The 18497-nt window shown below is 70.8% G+C and carries 18 protein-coding genes; 16 read left to right on the forward strand and 2 right to left on the reverse strand.

Annotated elements, in window-relative coordinates:
• Positions 1–82: 82 nt before the first annotated feature.
• The 4 genes from aroB to CLV71_RS23510 all read left to right on the forward strand — a co-directional run bounded on the left by aroB (position 83) and on the right by CLV71_RS23510 (position 4062).
• Positions 83–1168 (forward strand): 3-dehydroquinate synthase, encoded by a 1086-nt coding sequence (gene aroB / locus CLV71_RS23495; RefSeq protein WP_243866656.1) that lies wholly within the window; start codon positions 83–85, stop codon positions 1166–1168.
• Positions 1169–1188: 20 nt separating this feature from the next.
• Positions 1189–1617, forward strand: a complete 429-nt coding sequence (gene aroQ / locus CLV71_RS23500; protein ID WP_133904984.1) for a type II 3-dehydroquinate dehydratase — start codon at positions 1189–1191, stop codon at positions 1615–1617.
• Positions 1614–2468 (forward strand): GNAT family N-acetyltransferase, encoded by an 855-nt coding sequence (locus CLV71_RS23505; RefSeq protein WP_243866657.1) that lies wholly within the window; start codon positions 1614–1616, stop codon positions 2466–2468. Before aroQ ends, CLV71_RS23505 begins: the two co-directional genes overlap by 4 nt.
• A gap of 76 nt (positions 2469–2544) precedes the next feature.
• Positions 2545–4062, forward strand: a complete 1518-nt coding sequence (locus CLV71_RS23510; RefSeq protein ID WP_133904985.1) for a glycoside hydrolase family protein — start codon at positions 2545–2547, stop codon at positions 4060–4062.
• Here CLV71_RS23510 and CLV71_RS23515 read toward each other — a convergent pair.
• Positions 4023–4493 (reverse strand): B-4DMT family transporter, encoded by a 471-nt coding sequence (locus tag CLV71_RS23515; protein ID WP_133904986.1) that lies wholly within the window; start codon positions 4491–4493, stop codon positions 4023–4025. The genes CLV71_RS23510 and CLV71_RS23515 overlap by 40 nt on opposite strands.
• Positions 4494–4525: 32 nt before the next feature.
• Between CLV71_RS23515 and CLV71_RS23520 the strand changes: the two genes are divergently transcribed.
• From CLV71_RS23520 to CLV71_RS23535, 4 genes are all read left to right on the forward strand, one after another.
• Positions 4526–5617 carry a M24 family metallopeptidase gene (locus tag CLV71_RS23520; protein ID WP_133904987.1) on the forward strand — a complete coding sequence of 364 codons (1092 nt, stop codon included), beginning with the start codon at positions 4526–4528 and terminating at the stop codon, positions 5615–5617.
• Between the two features lie 27 nt (positions 5618–5644).
• Positions 5645–6208, forward strand: coding sequence for an elongation factor P (gene efp, locus CLV71_RS23525; protein WP_133904988.1), 564 nt, complete (start codon positions 5645–5647; stop codon positions 6206–6208).
• The gene (nusB, locus tag CLV71_RS23530) at positions 6209–6628 is read left to right on the forward strand and encodes a transcription antitermination factor NusB (protein ID WP_133904989.1); all 420 of its coding nucleotides are present in this window, start codon (positions 6209–6211) and stop codon (positions 6626–6628) included.
• Positions 6629–6697: 69 nt separating this feature from the next.
• Positions 6698–7621, forward strand: a complete 924-nt coding sequence (locus CLV71_RS23535; RefSeq protein ID WP_133904990.1) for a DMT family transporter — start codon at positions 6698–6700, stop codon at positions 7619–7621.
• Between the two features lie 276 nt (positions 7622–7897).
• Here the strand turns inward: CLV71_RS23535 and bldD are convergent, their stop codons facing one another.
• A complete protein-coding gene (gene bldD, locus CLV71_RS23540; protein WP_075123575.1) occupies positions 7898–8386 on the reverse strand; it encodes a transcriptional regulator BldD in 489 nt (162 codons plus the stop codon).
• Positions 8387–8650: 264 nt separating this feature from the next.
• Between bldD and pyrR the strand changes: the two genes are divergently transcribed.
• Genes pyrR through pyrF form a run of 8 tightly spaced genes read left to right on the forward strand, consistent with a single transcriptional unit; the run spans position 8651 to position 18455 of the window.
• Positions 8651–9241: a bifunctional pyr operon transcriptional regulator/uracil phosphoribosyltransferase PyrR gene (gene pyrR / locus CLV71_RS23545; protein ID WP_133904991.1), complete on the forward strand. Its 591-nt coding sequence runs from the start codon at positions 8651–8653 to the stop codon at positions 9239–9241.
• Positions 9238–10170 carry an aspartate carbamoyltransferase catalytic subunit gene (locus CLV71_RS23550; RefSeq protein WP_133904992.1) on the forward strand — a complete coding sequence of 311 codons (933 nt, stop codon included), beginning with the start codon at positions 9238–9240 and terminating at the stop codon, positions 10168–10170. The genes pyrR and CLV71_RS23550 overlap by 4 nt, the downstream gene beginning before the upstream one ends.
• The gene (locus CLV71_RS23555) at positions 10167–11438 is read left to right on the forward strand and encodes a dihydroorotase (RefSeq protein WP_133904993.1); all 1272 of its coding nucleotides are present in this window, start codon (positions 10167–10169) and stop codon (positions 11436–11438) included. Before CLV71_RS23550 ends, CLV71_RS23555 begins: the two co-directional genes overlap by 4 nt.
• Positions 11435–12550, forward strand: coding sequence for a glutamine-hydrolyzing carbamoyl-phosphate synthase small subunit (gene carA, locus CLV71_RS23560; protein ID WP_133904994.1), 1116 nt, complete (start codon positions 11435–11437; stop codon positions 12548–12550). The genes CLV71_RS23555 and carA overlap by 4 nt, the downstream gene beginning before the upstream one ends.
• Complete coding sequence (locus CLV71_RS23565; RefSeq protein ID WP_133904995.1) at positions 12547–13728, forward strand: AAA family ATPase; 1182 nt, start codon at positions 12547–12549, stop codon at positions 13726–13728. The genes carA and CLV71_RS23565 overlap by 4 nt, the downstream gene beginning before the upstream one ends.
• Positions 13725–14348, forward strand: a complete 624-nt coding sequence (locus tag CLV71_RS23570) for a DUF4276 family protein (RefSeq protein ID WP_243866659.1) — start codon at positions 13725–13727, stop codon at positions 14346–14348. Before CLV71_RS23565 ends, CLV71_RS23570 begins: the two co-directional genes overlap by 4 nt.
• On the forward strand, positions 14335–17637 hold the full coding sequence (gene carB / locus CLV71_RS23575) for a carbamoyl-phosphate synthase large subunit (protein ID WP_133904996.1): 3303 nt from the start codon (positions 14335–14337) through the stop codon (positions 17635–17637). Before CLV71_RS23570 ends, carB begins: the two co-directional genes overlap by 14 nt.
• Positions 17634–18455 carry an orotidine-5'-phosphate decarboxylase gene (pyrF, locus tag CLV71_RS23580; protein ID WP_133904997.1) on the forward strand — a complete coding sequence of 274 codons (822 nt, stop codon included), beginning with the start codon at positions 17634–17636 and terminating at the stop codon, positions 18453–18455. Before carB ends, pyrF begins: the two co-directional genes overlap by 4 nt.
• Positions 18456–18497 lie beyond the last annotated feature (42 nt).

The following is an 18497-nucleotide window of genomic DNA, read 5'->3' on the forward strand; positions in this document are numbered from 1 at the left end:
TCCCGGACGAACGCGACGCCCGGCCCCGGGACGTGCGGCGCGTGCCATGATTTTGCCTTCGGCTAGGTGGAGGAGTGTCGCCGTGGGAGCGGAGCCGGTCCGGATCAAGGTCGCGACCGATCGGGCTTATGACGTCGTCATCGGGCGTGGTCTCGGGGACGACGTCGTCGCCGCCGTGGCCGGATCGTCCACAGTGGCCGTCGTGCACCCACCCACGTTGGACACGCTCGCCGGAGCGACCCTGGAGCGGTTGCGCGACAGCGGGGTGGACGCGCACCTGCTGACCGTGCCCGACGCCGAGGCGGGCAAGACCCTCGACGTCGCCGGACGCTGCTGGGACGCCCTCGCCGCCATGGGGATGGACCGCGGCGGCACCGTCGTCGCGCTCGGGGGCGGTGCGGTCACCGACCTCGGGGGCTACGTCGCCGCCTCCTGGATGCGCGGGGTCCGGCTGGTGAACGTGCCCACCACCCTCCTCGGGATGGTCGACGCCGCCGTCGGGGGCAAGACCGGGATCAACATCGGCGCGGGCAAGAACCTCGTCGGTGCCTTCCACGAGCCCGGGACCGTCATCGTCGACCTCACCACCCTGCGCACCCTGCCCCGCGAGGAGCTCGTGCCCGGCATGGCCGAGGTGCTCAAGGGCGGCTTCATCGCCGACCCCGGGATCCTCGACCTGTTCGAGGCCGACCCCGCCGCCGCACTCGATCCGGACGGGGACGTCCTCGCCGAGCTGGTTCGCCGCAAGATCCAGGTCAAGGCCGACGTCGTCGCGGCCGACCTGCGGGAGTCGTCCCTGCGGGAGATCCTCAACTACGGCCACACGCTCGGCCACGCCATCGAACGCCGCGAGCGGTACCGGTGGCGGCACGGGGCGGCGGTCAGCGTCGGGCTCGTCTTCGCCGCCGAGCTGGCCAGGGCCGCCGGACGGCTCGACGACGCCACCGCCGACCGGCACCGTGCGGTGCTCGACGCCATCGGGCTGCCCACCACCTACGAGCCGGGTGCCCTCCCCGAGCTGGTCACGACCATGCTGGGGGACAAGAAGACCCGGGCGGGGCGGCTTCGCTTCGTCGTCCTCGACGGTCTGGCCAACCCGGGGCGGCTGGAGGATCCGGCGCCGGAGCTGCTCGCCGCGGCCTACGACAGGATCAGCTCGCCGAGCTGAACCCGGAAGGAGTCGAAACCATGAAGGTGTTGGTGCTCAACGGGCCCAACCTCGGCCGGTTGGGCACCCGCGAGCCCGACGTCTACGGCCGCACCACCTACGCCGACCTCGTCGCCATCTGCGAGAAGACCGGTTCCGAGCTGGGACTCGACGTCACGGTCCGCCAGACCGACCACGAGGGCGAGATGATCGGCTGGATCCACGACGCCGCCGACCACGGGCACCCCGTCGTCCTCAACGCGGGCGCCTGGACGCACTACTCGATCGCCGTCCGCGACGCCTGCGCGCTGCTCACCGCGCCGCTGGTCGAGGTGCACATCACCAACGTGCACAAGCGCGAGGAGTTCCGCCACCACAGCTACCTCTCCGCCATCGCCAGCGGCGTCATCGTCGGACTCGGGATCGACGGGTACACGCTCGCGCTGCGCTGGCTCAAGGACAACGCGTGAGACCCGTCGAGGAACGGGACACCGACGCGCTCGTCGCCCTGTTCGCGGACCCGGCGCTCGGCCGCTTCCACCGGCGTGACCTCACGAGCCCCGACCAGGTCCGGCAGCTCGCCGCGATCTGGCGCGGCCTCGAGGGGCCTGCGGGCACCGGCGTCCACGTCATCGAGCGCGACGAGAAGGTGGTCGGCGTCGCGCACCTGAGCGTGTCCACCGAACTGCCCGGTGACGTGCTCGAATGCGGGTGGTACCTCGCCAGGGAGCACTGGGGCACCGGTCTGGCGACCGAGGTCGCGACCACCCTCCTGACCACCGGTTTCACCATCGCGCCCGCCGTGTTCGCCTTGGTCCACGAGGACAACGTCCGTGCCAGGCGCTTCGGCGAGCGGCTCGGGTTCGTGGACGTCGGGGGTGGACTGCACTACGGCGGCCAGCACCGGGTCCTCGTCGCACTGCCCGTGAAGCCCAGTGGCGTGCATCACGTCGAGTTGTGGGTCGCCGATCTCGCCACCGCGGAGAAGACGTTCGGCTGGCTCTTCACCGAGCTCGGCTGGCACGAGTACCAGCGTTGGGAACGCGGCGTCAGCTGGCGCCAGGGCGACAACTACGTCGTCGTCGAGGACTCGCCCGCGCGGGCCGGTGACCGGCACGAACGCCTGGCCCCCGGCATCAACCACCTCGCCCTGCACGCCGGCTCGCGTGCCGACGTCGACCGCGTCACCGCCGCCGCGAGGGACCACGGCTGGCAGCTCATGTTCGCCGACCGGCACCCCCACGCGGGCGGGCCCGACCACTACGCCGCGTACCTGGAAAACGCCGACGGCTTCGAGGTGGAGCTCGTCGCCCGGCCGTGAAGGACCACGTCTGCTCGGAGTAGTCCTTACACTGTCTTCGGCCGATTGTCGGGGCAACGTACGGAGGTTCTTCGCGATGCGCCATACGCACCGTCGAAGACGCCTGCTGGTCGCCATGATCGCCGCCGCGGTCACCGCGGGATGCACGCCGAGTGAGGCCGCTCCCGAGCCCGCTGCGCGCCCACCCGCCCGAGAAGCCACCCAGGCCCCCAAGCCAGTCGCCCCGCCGATCACCGACCCGGTCGCGCTCAAGGCCGTCGGCGGACGCCGCAGCCCCGGTGTGGTCGCCGCGGGCAGCGGTGACGCCCCCTACAACTACGCGCCGACCGTCCTGTTCGACGGCGGCCGCTACCGCATGTGGTGGTGCAGCCAGCTCGGCGTCGCGAACCCGCCCGGCGACGACGTCCTGCTCGCCGAGTCCGCGTCCATGGACGGCCCCTTCGCGGGCCCGGACGGCAGCGGCGGCACCCCGGTGTTCTCCGGCAGCACCAGCAAGTTCGACGCCGTGCACACCTGCGACCCGTCGGTCATCAAGGTCGGCGCGACCTACTACATGTACTACACCGGCGCCTCGGGCGACCACGCCCACGGCAACGCCATCGGCCTCGCCACCAGCCCCGACGGCCGCGTCTGGACCAGGGCGAACGACGGCCAGCCGCTGGTCACCGCCTCACGTGACCTCAAACGGGACAACACCTACGGTGCGGGCCAGCCCTCAGCGGTGTACGTGGCGGGCTGGTTCTACCTGATGTTCACCGACACGACCGGCCAGGCGACCGGCCACAACGGTGCGGGCCAGTTCGTGCTGCGCTCCACCGACCCCGCGTTCACCAGGAACGTCGAGGCACTCGGCGCGAACGGGTTCCACCCGGTGGCCGACACGAGTGCCCGCACCCGCTCGGTCGTCGACGCGTTCAGCGCCGACTGGATGTGGGTCGACGCGCTCGCCGCGTTCGCGATCGCCCACGAGACCCGCGACGGCACCACGATCACCTTCTGGGACTGGGGCTTCCGCTTCCAGCCGTACAAGCCGCTGCTGGTCGCCGGCCCGTGGCGGGAGGGCCCCGGCCTGGTCCGCCGCGCCGACGGCCACGCGGTCGTGTCGACGGACAACCCGTGCGGCAAGGCGTCGATCGACCTCATGCGTGCCACCTACGACGCGCCCGCGGGCCCGTCCGGCATCGCCCATTTCGGTCTCGACGTCGTCGACTTCGACGCCTGCGCGGACCCGGCACGCGCGGTCCTCGCGCTCGACGGCTTCGCGGTGCCGTCCCCGACCCGCACCGTCGACCTGGTGGTCGGTGGCAAGATCGTCCGCTTCGACCGGCGCTCGGTGGCAGAGCAGCTCGCGATCCGCGTGCTGGCGAGGCGGCCGGTGTCGCTGGACAAGGTCGAGGTCGCCGCGCGCGTGACCCCCGGCGTGCCCGCGCGGACGGCGAGCGGCCGCGGCGTCGCGTTCCTGCTCGACGACCGCCTGTGGCGCATCACCTCGGGGAACGTGGCGGCCGCCAACTCCTCGACCGCGCTGTCGGTCACCCCGCAGCAGTGGGACGGCTACGAACGCGGCCTGGACCTGGTCGGCCCACCCCGCTGAGCCCCGGCGTCCTCTTCCTCGTCGGTGTCCGCCGAGGCGCGGGTCGAACGGATCCAGTTGCCCGCCCCCAGCCCGATCGCCGCCGGGATCAGCACGAGCAACGCCGTGAACGCGGCCCCGCCGGTCAGCGCGGCGCCGAGGTCGGCGACCCCCGTCTGGTCGACGAAGACCGACTTGCCGACGACGCCCAGTACGGCCGAGCCCCAGCCCGCGACCAGCGACGCGATCAACCACGTCCGCCCGGCGTCCTCGAGGCCACGCCACCTGTCCACCGCACCCCACACCGCCGCTACCCCGACCAGCACGCCGAGCGTGAGCGCCTCGAACAACGTCCGCGAGGTCGGGTGCGCCACCCCGAAGTCGGCGCGCAGCGTCTCGGCCGCCGCGTGCACGACGGCCATGGCCGAGCCCCGTACCAGCCAGGTTCGCATTGGGACAGGTTAGTCCCACTAACATCGAGGTCATGCCCGAGACGCATCTGCGCCGCCGTGCGGCACTCCGTTCCCGTATCGCGGAACGCGAGCTGGACGCCCTTCTCGTCGTCGACCTGCGCAACGTCCGCTACCTGACCGGCTTCACCGGCTCGAACGCGGCGCTGCTGGTCCACGCGGAGGACGACGAGCGGACGGTGTTCTGCACCGACGGCCGCTACCTCACGCAGTCGGCGAGGCAGGTGCCCGACCTCGAGCGGCTGGTCGAGCGTCCGTGCGGGCCCGCTCTCGCGGCGCTGACCAGCGCGAAGGGCTACCGCCGCACCGGCTACGAGAGCCACCGCGTGACCGTCGACGAGCTGGACGAGCTCACCGGGCTCGCCGAGGGCGTCGAGCTGGTGCGTGCCCCCGGGCTCGTCGAGGACCAGCGGATGGTCAAGGACGACGACGAGATCGAGGCGCTGCGGATGGCGTGCGCGGCGGCCGACCGGGCGCTCGCCGACCTCATCGAGCAGGGCGGACTGCGGCCGGGCCGCACCGAGCGCGAGGTGGCCCGCGAGCTGGAGACCCGCATGCTCGACTACGGCGCCGCGGGCCCGTCGTTCGACACGATCGTCGCCGCGGGCGCCAACTCCGCGATCCCGCACCACCGCCCGACCGACGCGGAGCTCACCACCGGCGACCTCGTGAAGCTGGACTTCGGCGCGCTCGTCGACGGCTACCACTCCGACATGACCCGCACGTTCGTCCTCGGGGCGCCCGCGGACTGGCAACGCGAGCTGTACGACCTGGTGGCGACCGCGCAGGCGGCCGGTCGCGCGGCGCTGCGGCCGGGCACCGCGGTGGCCGACGTGGACGCCGCCGCGCGCGGGGTCGTGGAGGCCGCAGGCCGGGGGAGTGAGTTCCTGCACGGTCTCGGTCACGGGGTCGGACTGGAGATCCATGAGGCACCGTCCCTGGCCAAGACGGGTGAAGGTAGACTCCTCCCCGGCATGGCAGTCACCGTGGAGCCGGGTGTTTACCTGGGAGGCAGGGGCGGGGTCCGTATCGAGGACACGCTCGTCGTGCGGGACGGCGATCCAGAGCTTCTCACGCTGACGACCAAACAGCTCGTCGTCGTGTAGACGATCCGACTAGGAGAGAACGACCCCGTGGCATCCACGAACGACCTGAAGAACGGCCTGGTGCTCAACCTGGAGGGCCAGCTCTGGACCGTTGTCGAGTTCCAGCACGTCAAGCCCGGCAAGGGCCCGGCGTTCGTGCGCACCAAGCTCAAGCACGTCATGACCGGCAAGGTCGTCGACAAGACCTTCAACGCTGGCATCAAGGTCGACACCGCGACCGTCGACCGCCGCGACATGACGTACCTGTACCAGGACGGCACGCAGTTCGTCTTCATGGACGGCGAGACCTACGAGCAGACCTACATCGACGGCGACGTCGTGGGCGACTCGTCGAAGTTCCTGCTGGAGAACAGCACCGCGACCGTCGCCACGCACGAGGGCAACCCGCTGTTCATCGAGCTCCCGACCTCGGTCGAGCTCGTGATCCAGCAGACCGACCCCGGCCTGCAGGGCGACCGCTCCACCGGTGGCACCAAGCCCGCGACGCTGGAGACCGGCGCCGAGATCCAGGTGCCGCTGTTCCTGTCCACCGGCGAGAAGGTCAAGGTGGACACCCGCGACGGTCGCTACCTCGGCCGCGTCAGCTCGTAGATGGGCGCGCGGAGCAAAGCTCGCAAGCGCGCGGTCGATGTCCTGTACGCGGCGGCGCTTCGTGACGCCGACCCGGTGACGCTGCTCCTCGAGCGCACCGAGTCGACCGAGCACCCGGCGCCGAACGACTACGCCGTCACGCTCGTCGAGGGCGTGGCGGCACGGCGCGAGCGGATCGACGAGCTGCTCACCGAGCACTCCGAGGGCTGGACCCTCGACCGGATGCCGTTCGTGGACCTCGCGATCCTGCGGCTGGGCGTGTACGAGCTGCTGTGGGCGACCGACGTGCCGGACCCCGTCGCCATCGACGAGGCGGTCCAGCTGGCCAAGTCGCTGTCCACGGACGACTCGCCCCGGTTCGTCAACGGCGTGCTCGGGCGGCTCGCGACGATCGCCGACCAGCTGCGCGCGACGCTGTAGAACGCCAGGTCCGATACCCGCTGCTCGTTTCGGCGGCAACCGACGTGAACCCGCCATAGCGTGGCGGACATGAACGGAGACAGCGACAGGCCCGGTACGACCGACCGGCGGTCACTGCTGGCCGCCGGCGTCACCGTGGTGTTGTGGGCCTCGGCCTTCGTGGCCATTCGCAGCGTGGGGGAGTACTACACGCCCGGCGCGCTCGCGCTGGGGCGGTTGTTCACGGGCGCGGTCGTGCTGGTCGCGTTCCTGCTGGTACGGCGGGAGGGCTGGCCGGCACGCGCGGCGTGGCCGGGAATCCTCGCGGCAGGTCTGTTGTGGTTCGGCCTGTACATGGTCGCGGTGAACTGGGCCGAGCAGGAGATCGACGCGGGCACCGCGGCGATGGTGGTGAACGTCGGACCTGTCCTGATCGCGTTGCTGAGTGGCTGGGTGCTGCGTGAGGGCTTCTCCTCGCGTGTGCTCGTGGGGATCGCGGTGTCGTTCGGCGGCGCGATCGTGGTCGGCCTCTCGATGTCGGGCGACGGCCACGCCTCGGTGCTCGGCGTGCTGTCGTGCGTGGTGGCCGCGGTCGGCTACGCGGTCGCGGTCGTGAGTCAGAAATCCGCGCTACGGCACGGAAGCGCGTTGCAGGTGCCGACGTTCAGCTGTCTCGTCGGGATGGTGGCGTGCCTGCCGTTCTCCGGGCAGCTGGTGTCCGGCGTGGCCGCCGCGCCGGCGTCCGCGACGCTGAACGTGGTCTATCTCGGTGTGCTCCCAACGGGTTTGGCGTTCCCGCTGTGGTCGTACGCCCTTGCCCGCACGTCCGCGGCGAAGATGGGTGCGACGACGTATCTGGTGCCCGCCTTGGTGATCGTCATGTCGTGGCTGCTGCTCGGCGAGGTGCCGGGCCGGCTCACGTTCGCGGGCGGCGTGCTCTGTCTGGTCGGTGTCGCGGTCTCGCGGACCGGCACCGTGACACCGCGCAGGCGGCGTAATGCCCCGGTCGGGTAGGAGCTGGTGACCTGAATGGAGTAGCCGATGATCTGCACTCGCGGGTCCGGTCAGGGCCGTTCGCGTACGCAGCGCGACGATCACGCCGGATCCCGAGCCGGATGACCAACCGGGGAGTCTGGAGACACAGCCGGCCGCGGCCCCCCTCCCGAAGGGGTCGCGGCCGGGAAAGCCAGTCGATGTGCGGGTTGTTGTCCTCGCGCGCCTGCTCGGCCGAACTCCCGTGTTCCTTCGGCCGTGCGGCGGTGCGTCAAAAGCCCGTAGAGACGAGCAGGCTCAGTCCTCCTTGGACGGGCGGGCCTCCGGTGGGAGCACCCCCCAGTCGATGAGCTGTTCGGTCAGCTCACCCGGGGTCATGTCGTAGATGATCGCCAGGGATCGCAGGTCCTCGGTGCGAATCGAGAGCACCTTGCCGTTGTAGTCCCCGCGCTGGCTCTGGATCGTGGCGGCGTAGCGGGCCAGCGGGCCCACCTTCTCCGCTGGGAGCTGCTGAAGCCGCTCCAGGTTTATCACGATCTTGGTCGCCGGCTCGGCGCCCGAGGGCACCCGGCCCTCCGGCAGCAGCTCGACCACCGGAACCCCGTAGAAGTCGGCCAGCTCGGCCAGCTTCTGCACGGTCACGGCACGGTCGCCACGCTCGTAGGAACCAACGACGACGGCCTTCCAGCGTCCGCCTGACTTCTGCTCGACGCCATGCAGGGACAGGCCCTGCTGCTGGCGGATGCCACGGAGCTTGCTCCCTAGCGCCTTGGCGTAGTCGCCCATATGGCGATTCTCCATTTCGTTCGCCCGCCGGCCGGCCCAAACCGTGGCTGCCGCGGGTAGCCGCAAATCGACACGCAGAGTAATGGTTACCCACAGTTGTCACCAGGTCAAGCTGATCTGCGTACGACGTCCGTGGAAACGTCGGATTACCACCCGTCTGGTGGATCCGTGGGGCCTGATACGGTGCTACAGCGCCCGCAGTGGGCGCGCAGCTAGACGTCCTTTAAGGACCCGTCCAGTGAGGCGGGGAAGGAGGTCAAGACCGTGGTGCCGCCCCACAGCGGCGCGACGGACCCGGCTGAGCGGCGCGAGCTGCTTTCGGCCGGCGACGTCGCGCGCACCGTCGCCCGTATGGCGCATCAGGTGATCGAGCGCACATCGCTCGGCGCCGCCAACGCCCCGCCGGTCGTCCTGCTCGGCATCCCCACGCGGGGAGCCCCCATCGCGGCCCGGCTGGCCACCCGCATCGCCGACTTCGCCGGCGCCGCCGTCCCCACCGGTGTGCTTGACGTCACACTGTACCGGGACGATCTTCGGCGCAGACCGACCCGACCGCTCGGCCAGACCGACCTGCCGCGCGGCGGCATCGACGACCACCTGGTCATCCTCGTCGACGACGTCCTCTACTCGGGCCGCACGATCCGCGCGGCGCTGGATGCCCTCAGAGACGTGGGCAGGCCCCGGTCGGTTCAACTGGCCGTCCTGGTCGACCGCGGCCACCGGGAGCTGCCCATCCGCGCCGACTACGTCGGCAAGAACGTGCCGACGTCCCGCACCGAGGAGGTCCACGTCCTGCTCACCGAGATCGACGACCGCGACGCCGTGGTGCTCGACAGGAGGGAGGGGTCGGCATGAAGCACCTCCTGACCACCGAGGGCATGACCGCCGAGGCGGCGACGGCGGTGCTCGACACCGCGTCCGAGCTGAAGCACACCCTGCTCGGCAGGGAGGTCCGCAAGCTGCCGACCCTGCGCGGCCGCACGGTCATCACGATGTTCTACGAGAACTCCACCCGCACCCGCGTCTCCTTCGAGATCGCCGGGAAGTGGATGAGCGCGGACGTCGTCAACGTCTCGTCGAGCGGGTCGAGCGTCGGCAAGGGGGAGTCGCTGCGCGACACCGCGCTGACCCTCGCCGCGGCGGGTGCCGACTGCGTGATCATCAGGCACCCGGCCTCGGGCGCCGCGCACCGCCTCGCGGAGTGGCTGGAGGAGTCCGGCACCTCGGTCGTCAACGCGGGCGACGGCATGCACGAGCACCCCACGCAGGCCCTCCTCGACGCCGCCACCCTGCGGGAACGCCTCGGCGACCTCGCGGGCAGGCGGATCGCGATCGTCGGGGACGTCCTGCACAGCAGGGTCGCGCGCTCGAACGTCCACCTGCTCACCACGCTCGGCGCGCAGGTCGTCCTGGTCGCCCCGCCGACCCTGCTGCCCGCCCACGTCGACCGCTGGCCCGTCGAGGTGTCCCACACGTTGGACGCCGAGCTGCCGAGCCTCGACGCGGTGATGATGCTGCGTGTCCAGGCCGAACGGATGCACGGCGGGTTCTTCCCCTCGGCCCGCGAGTACTCGATCGCCTACGGGATGAGCGAGCGCAGGCTGGCCCTGCTGCCCGACCACGCGGTCGTCCTGCACCCGGGTCCGATGCTGCGGGGCATGGAGATCGCCGCCGCGGTGGCCGACTCGCCCCGCGCCGCGATCACCCAGCAGGTGTCCAACGGCGTGCACGTGCGGATGGCCGTCCTGTACCACCTGCTCGCCCACGAGGAAGAGGTCGCGTGAAACCCCTGTTGATCAAGGGTGCCCGGCCCTACGGCGAGGAACCGCGCGACCTGCTGCTCCGCGACGGCCTCATCGCCGAGGGCGCGGTCGACGACGCCGAGGTGATCGAGGCCGACGGCCTGATCGCGCTCCCCGGCTTCGTCGACCTGCACACCCACCTGCGTGAACCCGGCCGCGAGGACACCGAGACCATCGCCACCGGCTCGGCAGCCGCCGCCCTCGGCGGGTACACGGCCGTGTTCGCCATGGCCAACACCGACCCGGTCGCCGACAACGCGGTGATCGTCCAACACGTCGCCCGCCGAGGCCGCGAGGTGGGCCTCGTCGACGTCCACCCGGTGGGCGCGGTCACGGTCGGCCTGAAGGGTGAGCGGCTGGCCGAGCTGGGCACCATGGCGGCCACCGGCGTCCTGATGTTCTCCGACGACGGCCACTGCGTCGCCGACCCGCTGCTCATGCGGCGCGCGCTGGAGTACTCGACCGCGCTGGACGTGGTCATCGCCCAGCACGCCGAGGAGCCGCGCCTCACCGAGGGCGCCCAGGCCCACGAGGGCGAGCACGCCGCCCGCCTCGGCCTCGCGGGCTGGCCGGCCGCGGCGGAGGAGTCGATCATCGCCCGCGACTGCCTGCTGGCCAGGCAGACCGGCGCCCGCCTGCACGTGTGCCACGTCTCGACGGCGGGCGCCGCTGAGCTGATCCGGTGGGCCAAGAGCCAGGGCATCACGGTGTCCGCCGAGGTCACCCCGCACCACCTGCTGCTGGACGACGAGCGCCTGGCGACCTACGACCCGGTCAACAAGGTCAACCCGCCCCTGCGGACGGCCGCCGACGCCAAGGTCCTGCGTGAGGCGCTGGCCGAGGGCGTGCTGGACTGCGTGGCCACCGACCACGCGCCCCACGCCCAGCAGGACAAGGACTGCGAGTGGTCCGCCGCCCGCCCCGGCATGCTCGGTCTGCAGACGGCGCTGTCGGTGGTCGTGGCCACCATGGTCGAGCCGGGCCTGCTCGACTGGCGCGGCGTGGCGCGGGTCATGAGCGAGCGCCCGGCCGCGATAGCCGGGCTGACCGACCAGGGCCGCCCACTCGAAGCAGGCGAGCCGGCCACGCTCACCCTGGTCGACCCCGCGGCGACGTGGACCGTCCGGGGCGCCCTGCTGGCCAGTATCGCCGCCAACACCCCGTACGAGGGCATGACGCTGCCCGGCCGGGTGGTCACGACCGTGCTCAACGGCAGGGTCACCGCCCACGAAGGAAAGGTGCTCCAGTGACGCAGGCTGCCCTGGTCCTAGAGGACGGCAGGGTCTTCCGCGGCGAGGCGTTCGGTGCGACCGGCGAGACCCTCGGCGAGGTCGTCTTCTGCACCGGCATGACCGGCTACCAGGAGACGTTGACCGACCCGTCGTACCACCGCCAGATCGTGGTGGCGACCGCCCCGCAGATCGGCAACACGGGGTGGAACGACGAGGACGACGAGTCGAGCCGGGTGTGGGTCGCCGGCTACGTGGTCCGCGACCCGGCCAGGATCCCGTCCAACTGGCGCTCGCGCCGCACCCTCGACGACGCGCTCGTCGAGCAGGGCGTGGTCGGCATCGCGGGTGTCGACACCCGCACGCTGACCCGCCACATCCGCGAGCGCGGCGCGATGCGCGGAGGTGTTTTCTCCGGCGAGGCGCTCACCAGCGTCGACGAGATGGTGGAACGGGTGCTTGCGAGCCCCCAGATGGTCGGTGCGGACCTGGCGGGCGAGGTCACGGCCCCTGAGGCCTATGTGGTCAAACCAGTCGGTGAAAAGCGGTTCCGGGTCGCGGCGCTGGACGTGGGCATCAAGACGAACACGCCTCGCATGATGTCCGAGCGGGGCATAGAGACCCACGTCCTCCCGTCGAACGCCACGGTCGACGACGTCCTGGCCCTCGAACCGGACGGTTTCTTCCTGGCGAACGGCCCCGGTGACCCCGCGACGACCGACGGCCCGGTGACGTTGACGAAGGCGGTCCTCGACCAGCGGATCCCGACCTTCGGCATCTGCTTCGGCCACCAGATCCTCGGCCGCGCGCTGGGCCTGTCCACGTACAAGCTGCGCTACGGGCACCGGGGCATCAACATCCCGGTCATCGACGTGGCCACCGGCCGGGTCGCGATCACCGCCCAGAACCACGGCTTCGCCATCGAGGGCGAGCCCGGCCAGCGCTTCGACACCCCGTACGGCGCGGCGACGATCAGCCACTACTGCCCGAACGACGGCTGCGTCGAGGGTGTGCGGGCCATCGACACCCCCGCTTTCTCGGTCCAGTACCACCCGGAGGCGGCGGCCGGCCCCCACGACGCCGCGTCCCTGTTCGACGAGTTCGTCGCCCTGATGAGCGAGGGGCGGCGATGAGTTCGCCTGACACTCCCCAACTCGGGATCGAGCGGCTTCGCATCCGGAACTACCGCGTGCTCCGGGACGTCACGTTCGAGCCCCTCACCTCCATGACTGCGCTGGTGGGAGCCAACGGCACCGGCAAGTCGACGGTGTTCGACGCCCTCCGGTTCCTGCAGCAGGCGGTCAGCGGGGGGCTTGCCGCACCATGGGACGAACGCGGCGGCCTCGCCGAGATTCGCAGCCGCGAAGCCGTCGGCCCCGTTGAGATCGAGCTGACCTGCCGGATCGACCTGGAGCGGTTCCACTACCGACTGGCGGTGGACGAGGACGAGGGCACGCCGGTCGTGCGAGCGGAAGAGCTGACCTGGGAGGACACCCGCCAGCCTGTCCCCGGCGCTGAGTCCTTGCTGAGTTTCAACGGAGGTACCGGAACACTGGCCGGTAGTGGTTCCGCAGAGCCTGCCTCCCTATCCAGTCCTGATGTGCTCGCTGTGGCGGTGTTCGGCCAACTGGACGTTCATCCGCACATTGTCAGGTTCCGGCGGTTCGTCACGCGGTGCCGGCTTTCGAACCTCGACATCGAGCGGATCCGCGCCGGCAACGGTTCATCACGCAAGACGGCCAGGTTGTCGACGACCGGCGACAACCTGGCGACTGTGGTGCTGCACCTGCGGGAACGCAAGTCAGAAGTGTGGGAACCGGTCATTCGGGAGCTTCGGCGCTACGTACCAGGCCTGGCGGACGTCGTCCCGGAGCGGCTCGGGGATGGCCGCGACATCGTACGGATCAAGGAAGAGGGCGCCGACGAGCCGATCCTTCCCGTGAACATCTCCGAAGGGACCTTGAAGCTGCTCGGCTACCTCGTCGCACTGCGCGAGCCCGCGTCGGTCCTGCTGCTGGAGGAGCCGGAGAACCAGGTTCATCCTCGGCTGCACTACCTCCTCGCGGAGGCCGCACGATCGTCTGCCGAGAGCGGCCAGGTCATCGTCGCGACGCACTCACCTCGTCTCGTGGACGCGATGCGCCCCGAAGAGGTCTGGGTCCTCTACCGAGCTGAGGACGGCTATGCCCAAGCACAGCGGGCAGCCGACATGCCGAGGCTGGTCGACATGGTCGAAGCAGGTGGAGCACTCGGGGACCTGTGGACCGAGGGGTACTTCAGCGTCGGTGACCCGTTGACGGGGCGATCGTGACTGTCACCGGCCCGGTGCGGCTGGAGGTACTCGTGGAGGAGCCGTCCGCGGAACTCGCGTTGCGGAGCCTGTTGCCACGCATAGTCCCGGAGTGCCCCTTCAAGATCTACATTTTCAACGGCAAGCACGACCTGCTCCGACGACTTCCTCAGCGGCTTCGTGCCTATTCGTCCTACTGGTCGGAAGCGAACCTGCGCGTCGTCGTTCTGCTGGATCGCGACGGCGACGACTGCGTCCGGCTGAAAGCCGAGTTGGAGCGGATCGCGGTGGCTTCCTCACTGCCCTCCCATGCGGTGATGTTCCGCATCGTGATCGAGGAGCTCGAGGCGTGGTTCCTCGGCGACGTGCCGGCCCTGTGCCACGCGTATCCCCGGCTGCCCGCCAGCCTGGGGCAGCAGGACGGCTACCGGGATCCGGACGCGGTCCGAGGGACGTGGGAAGCGCTCGAGCGGGTTCTGCGCAAGCACGGCTACCACCGGAAAGGTCTGGCGAAGTACGTGGCAGCCGGAGAGGTCGCGCCGCACATGGATGTGGACAACAACCGTTCCAGGAGTTTTCAGGTGTTTCGAGACGGCCTGCGCAGGCTCGTGAAGGAAGGCGGCCGCGGTGCCCAAGCGTGACGACATCGAGCACGTGCTCGTGATCGGCTCTGGGCCGATCGTGATCGGGCAGGCGTGCGAGTTCGACTACTCCGGTACCCAGGCGTGCCGGGTGCTGCGTGAGGAGGGGCTGCGGGTCAGCCTCGTGAACTCCAACCCGGCGACGATCATGACCGACCCGGAGTTCGCCGACGCCACCTACATCGAGCCGATCACCTGGGACTTCGTCGAGAAGGTGATCGCCAAGGAGCGGCCGGACGCCATCCTCGCCACCCTCGGCGGGCAGACCGCGCTCAACACCGCGGTCGCCCTCCACGAGCGGGGCGTCCTCGAGAAGTACGGCGTCGAGCTGATCGGCGCCGACATCGAGGCCATCCAGCGCGGCGAGGACCGTCAGCGGTTCAAGGACATCTGCGCCTCCGTCGGCGCCGAGACCCCCCGCAGCGCGGTCTGCCACACGATGGACGAGGTCCGCAAGACCGTCGACGACCTCGGCCTCCCCGTCGTCATCCGGCCCTCGTTCACCATGGGCGGCCTCGGCTCGGGCGTCGCGCACACCGCCGAGGACCTGGAGCGCATGGCGACCTCCGGGCTCGCCGAGTCGCCGGTGCACGAGGTGCTCATCGAGGAGAGCGTGCTCGGCTGGAAGGAGTACGAGCTGGAGCTGATGCGCGACGCATGCGACAACGTCGTGGTCATCTGCTCCATCGAGAACATCGACCCGATGGGCGTGCACACCGGCGACTCGGTCACCGTCGCCCCCGCGATGACCCTCACCGACCGCGAGTACCAGCACATGCGTGACGTCGGCATCGACGTGCTGCGTGCGGTCGGCGTGGACACCGGCGGCTGCAACATCCAGTTCGCGGTCCACCCGGGGACCGGGCGCCTGGTCGTCATCGAGATGAACCCCCGGGTGTCGCGATCGAGCGCGCTCGCGTCGAAGGCCACCGGCTTCCCCATCGCCAAGATCGCCGCGAAGCTCGCCATCGGCTACTCGCTCGACGAGATCCGCAACGACATCACCGGCGAGACCCCGGCGAGCTTCGAGCCGACCCTCGACTACGTGGTCGTCAAGGTCCCGAGGTTCGCCTTCGAGAAGTTCCCCGGCGCCGACCCGACGCTCACGACCACGATGAAGTCCGTCGGCGAGGGCATGGCGCTCGGCCGCAACTTCGTCGAGGCGCTCGGCAAGGCACTGCGGTCGATGGAGACCAGGGCCGCGGGCTTCTGGACCACGCCCGACCCGGACACCCTGACCGTCGAAGGGGTGCTCGCCGCCCTGCGGATCCCGCACGACGGCCGCCTCTACACGGTGGAGCGCGCGCTGCGGCTCGGCGTGAGCGTCGCCGACGTCAGCGCGGCCTCGGGCATCGACCCGTGGTTCGTCGACCAGGTCGCGTCGCTGGTCGAGCTGAGGGAGGAGGTGTGCGCGGCACCCGTGCTCGACGAGCTGCTGCTGCGCAGGGTCAAGCGCGCGGGCTTCTCCGACCGCCAGGTCGCAGCCCTGCGACCCGAGTTGGCGGGGGAGAACGGTGTCCGCACGCTCCGCCACCGCCTCGGCATCCGCCCGGTCTACAAGACCGTCGACACGTGCGCGGCCGAGTTCGAGGCCCGCACGCCCTACCACTACTCGGCCTACGAGCTGGACCCCGCCGCCGAGTCGGAGGTGGCGCCCCAGCGCGACCGGCCCAAGGTGCTGATCCTCGGCTCGGGCCCCAACCGCATCGGGCAGGGCATCGAGTTCGACTACTCGTGCGTGCACGCGGCCATGGCCTTGCGCGACGCCGGGTTCGAGACCGTCATGGTCAACTGCAACCCGGAGACCGTGTCCACCGACTACGACACCTCCGACCGCCTGTACTTCGAGCCGCTCACCTTCGAGGACGTCCTGGAGGTCGTGCACTCCGAGCAGCAGTCCGGCACGGTCGTCGGGGTGATCGTGCAGCTCGGCGGCCAGACCCCGCTCGGCCTCGCACGCAGGCTGGCCGAGGCCGGGGTGCCGGTCGTCGGCACGCCGCCCCACGCCATCCACCTCGCGGAGGACCGGGGCGCGTTCGGCGAGGTCCTCACCGCCGCGGGCCTGCCGGCGCCCATGTACGGCACCGCCACGTCGTTCGGCGCGGCCAAGCGGATCGCCGACGAGATCGGCTACCCCGTGCTCGTGCGGCCGTCCTACGTGCTCGGTGGTCGCGGCATGGAGATCGTGTACGACGAGGCGTCCCTCGCCGGCTACATCGAGCGCGCCACCGAGATCACCCCGGAGCACCCGGTGCTGGTCGACCGGTTCCTCGACGACGCCATCGAGATCGACGTCGACGCGCTGTGCGACGGCGACGAGGTCTTCCTCGGCGGCGTCATGGAGCACATCGAGGAGGCGGGCGTCCACTCCGGCGACTCGTCCTGCGCGCTGCCGCCGATCACGCTGGGCCGCACCGACCTGCAGACCATCCGCCACTCCACCGAACTGATCGCCAAGGGCATCGGCGTGCGGGGCCTGCTGAACGTCCAGTACGCGCTCAAGGACGACGTCCTGTACGTGCTGGAGGCCAACCCGAGGGCGTCACGGACCGTGCCGTTCGTGTCCAAGGCGACCGCCACCCCGCTCGCGAAGGCCGCCGCGCGGATCATGCTCGGCGCGACCGTCGCGGACCTGCGTGCCGAGGGCCTGCTGCCCGACCACGGTGACGGGGCGGACCTGCCGCCGACCTCGCCGGTGGCCGTCAAGGAGGCCGTGCTGCCGTTCCACCGTTTCCGCACGCCGGAGGGCCTCGGCGTGGACTCCCTGCTCGGCCCGGAGATGAAGTCGACCGGCGAGGTGATGGGCGTCGACACGTCGTTCGGCAAGGCGTTCGCCAAGTCGCAGACGGCGTCCTACGGCTCGCTGCCCACGAGCGGGCGCGTGTTCGTGTCGGTGGCGAACCGGGACAAGCGGGCGATGATCTTCCCGGTGAAGCGGCTCGCCGACCTCGGGTTCGAGATCCTGGCCACCGCGGGCACCGCGGAGGTGCTGCGGCGCAACGGGATCCCGTGCACCGAGGTGCGCAAGCACTTCGAGGGCGACCAGAACATCGTGGACATGATCAAGGAGGGCGGGGTGGACATGGTGATCAACACCCCGTACGGCAACCCCGGTCCGCGCGTGGACGGCTACGAGATCCGCACCGCGGCCGTCTCGCGGGACATTCCGTGCGTGACCACGATCCAGGGCGCGGCGGCGGCCGTGCACGGCATCGAGGCGTTGATCGGGCAGGACATCGGGGTGGAGTCGCTGCAGTCGCTGCAGGCCACGCTGCGGAGCCAGCGGTGAGGGCCCCGTTCGGCGCCAGGGTCACCGAAGCCGTCGCGGCACACGGGCCGCTGTGCGTCGGCATCGACCCGCACGCGTCCCTGCTGGAGCAGTGGGGCCTGCCCGTCGACGCGACCGGGCTCGAGCGCTTCGCCATGACGTGTGTCGAGGCGCTCGCGGGCGAGGTCGCGGTCGTCAAGCCGCAGTCGGCGTTCTTCGAGGCACACGGCTCCGCGGGCGTCGCGGTGCTGGAGCGGGTGGTAGCCGGCTTCCGGGACACCGGGACGCTCGTGCTCCTCGACGTGAAGCGTGGCGACATCGGCTCCACGATGGCCGCCTACGCCCAGGCGTACCTGGGGGAGGGCTCGCCACTGGCGGCCGACGCCGTCACGATCTCGCCGTACCTTGGCTTCGGCTCGCTCACCCCGGCGCTCGACCTCGCCGAGCGGACCGGCCGAGGGGTGTTCGTGCTGGCGCTGACGTCCAACAAGGAGGGCCCGCAGGTGCAGCGGGCCCGCGACGAGAACGGGGTGACCGTCGCGCAGGCGATGGTCGACGAGGCCGCCGCCAGGAACGCGGGCGCGAGCCCGGTCGGCCCGGTCGGCCTCGTCATCGGCGCCACGGTCGGCGCGACGGAGCTGGACCTGTCCAAGCTCAACGGGATGATCCTCGCGCCGGGCTTCGGCGCGCAGGGCGCGGGCGTGGCCGACCTGGCGTCGGTCTTCGGGCCGGTGCGCGAGCGCGTCCTGCCGTCCTCGTCGCGGGACATCCTGCGCCACGGCCCGGACGTGGGGACGCTGCGGTCGGCCGCGCTTCTGGTCAGGGACTCCGTGAGCTGACGAATCTCCCGAACTGGATTCCATCTCGGATTTCGATCCGGA

This window comes from Actinophytocola oryzae (assembly GCF_004364325.1).
Taxonomy (GTDB): domain Bacteria; phylum Actinomycetota; class Actinomycetes; order Mycobacteriales; family Pseudonocardiaceae; genus Actinophytocola; species Actinophytocola oryzae.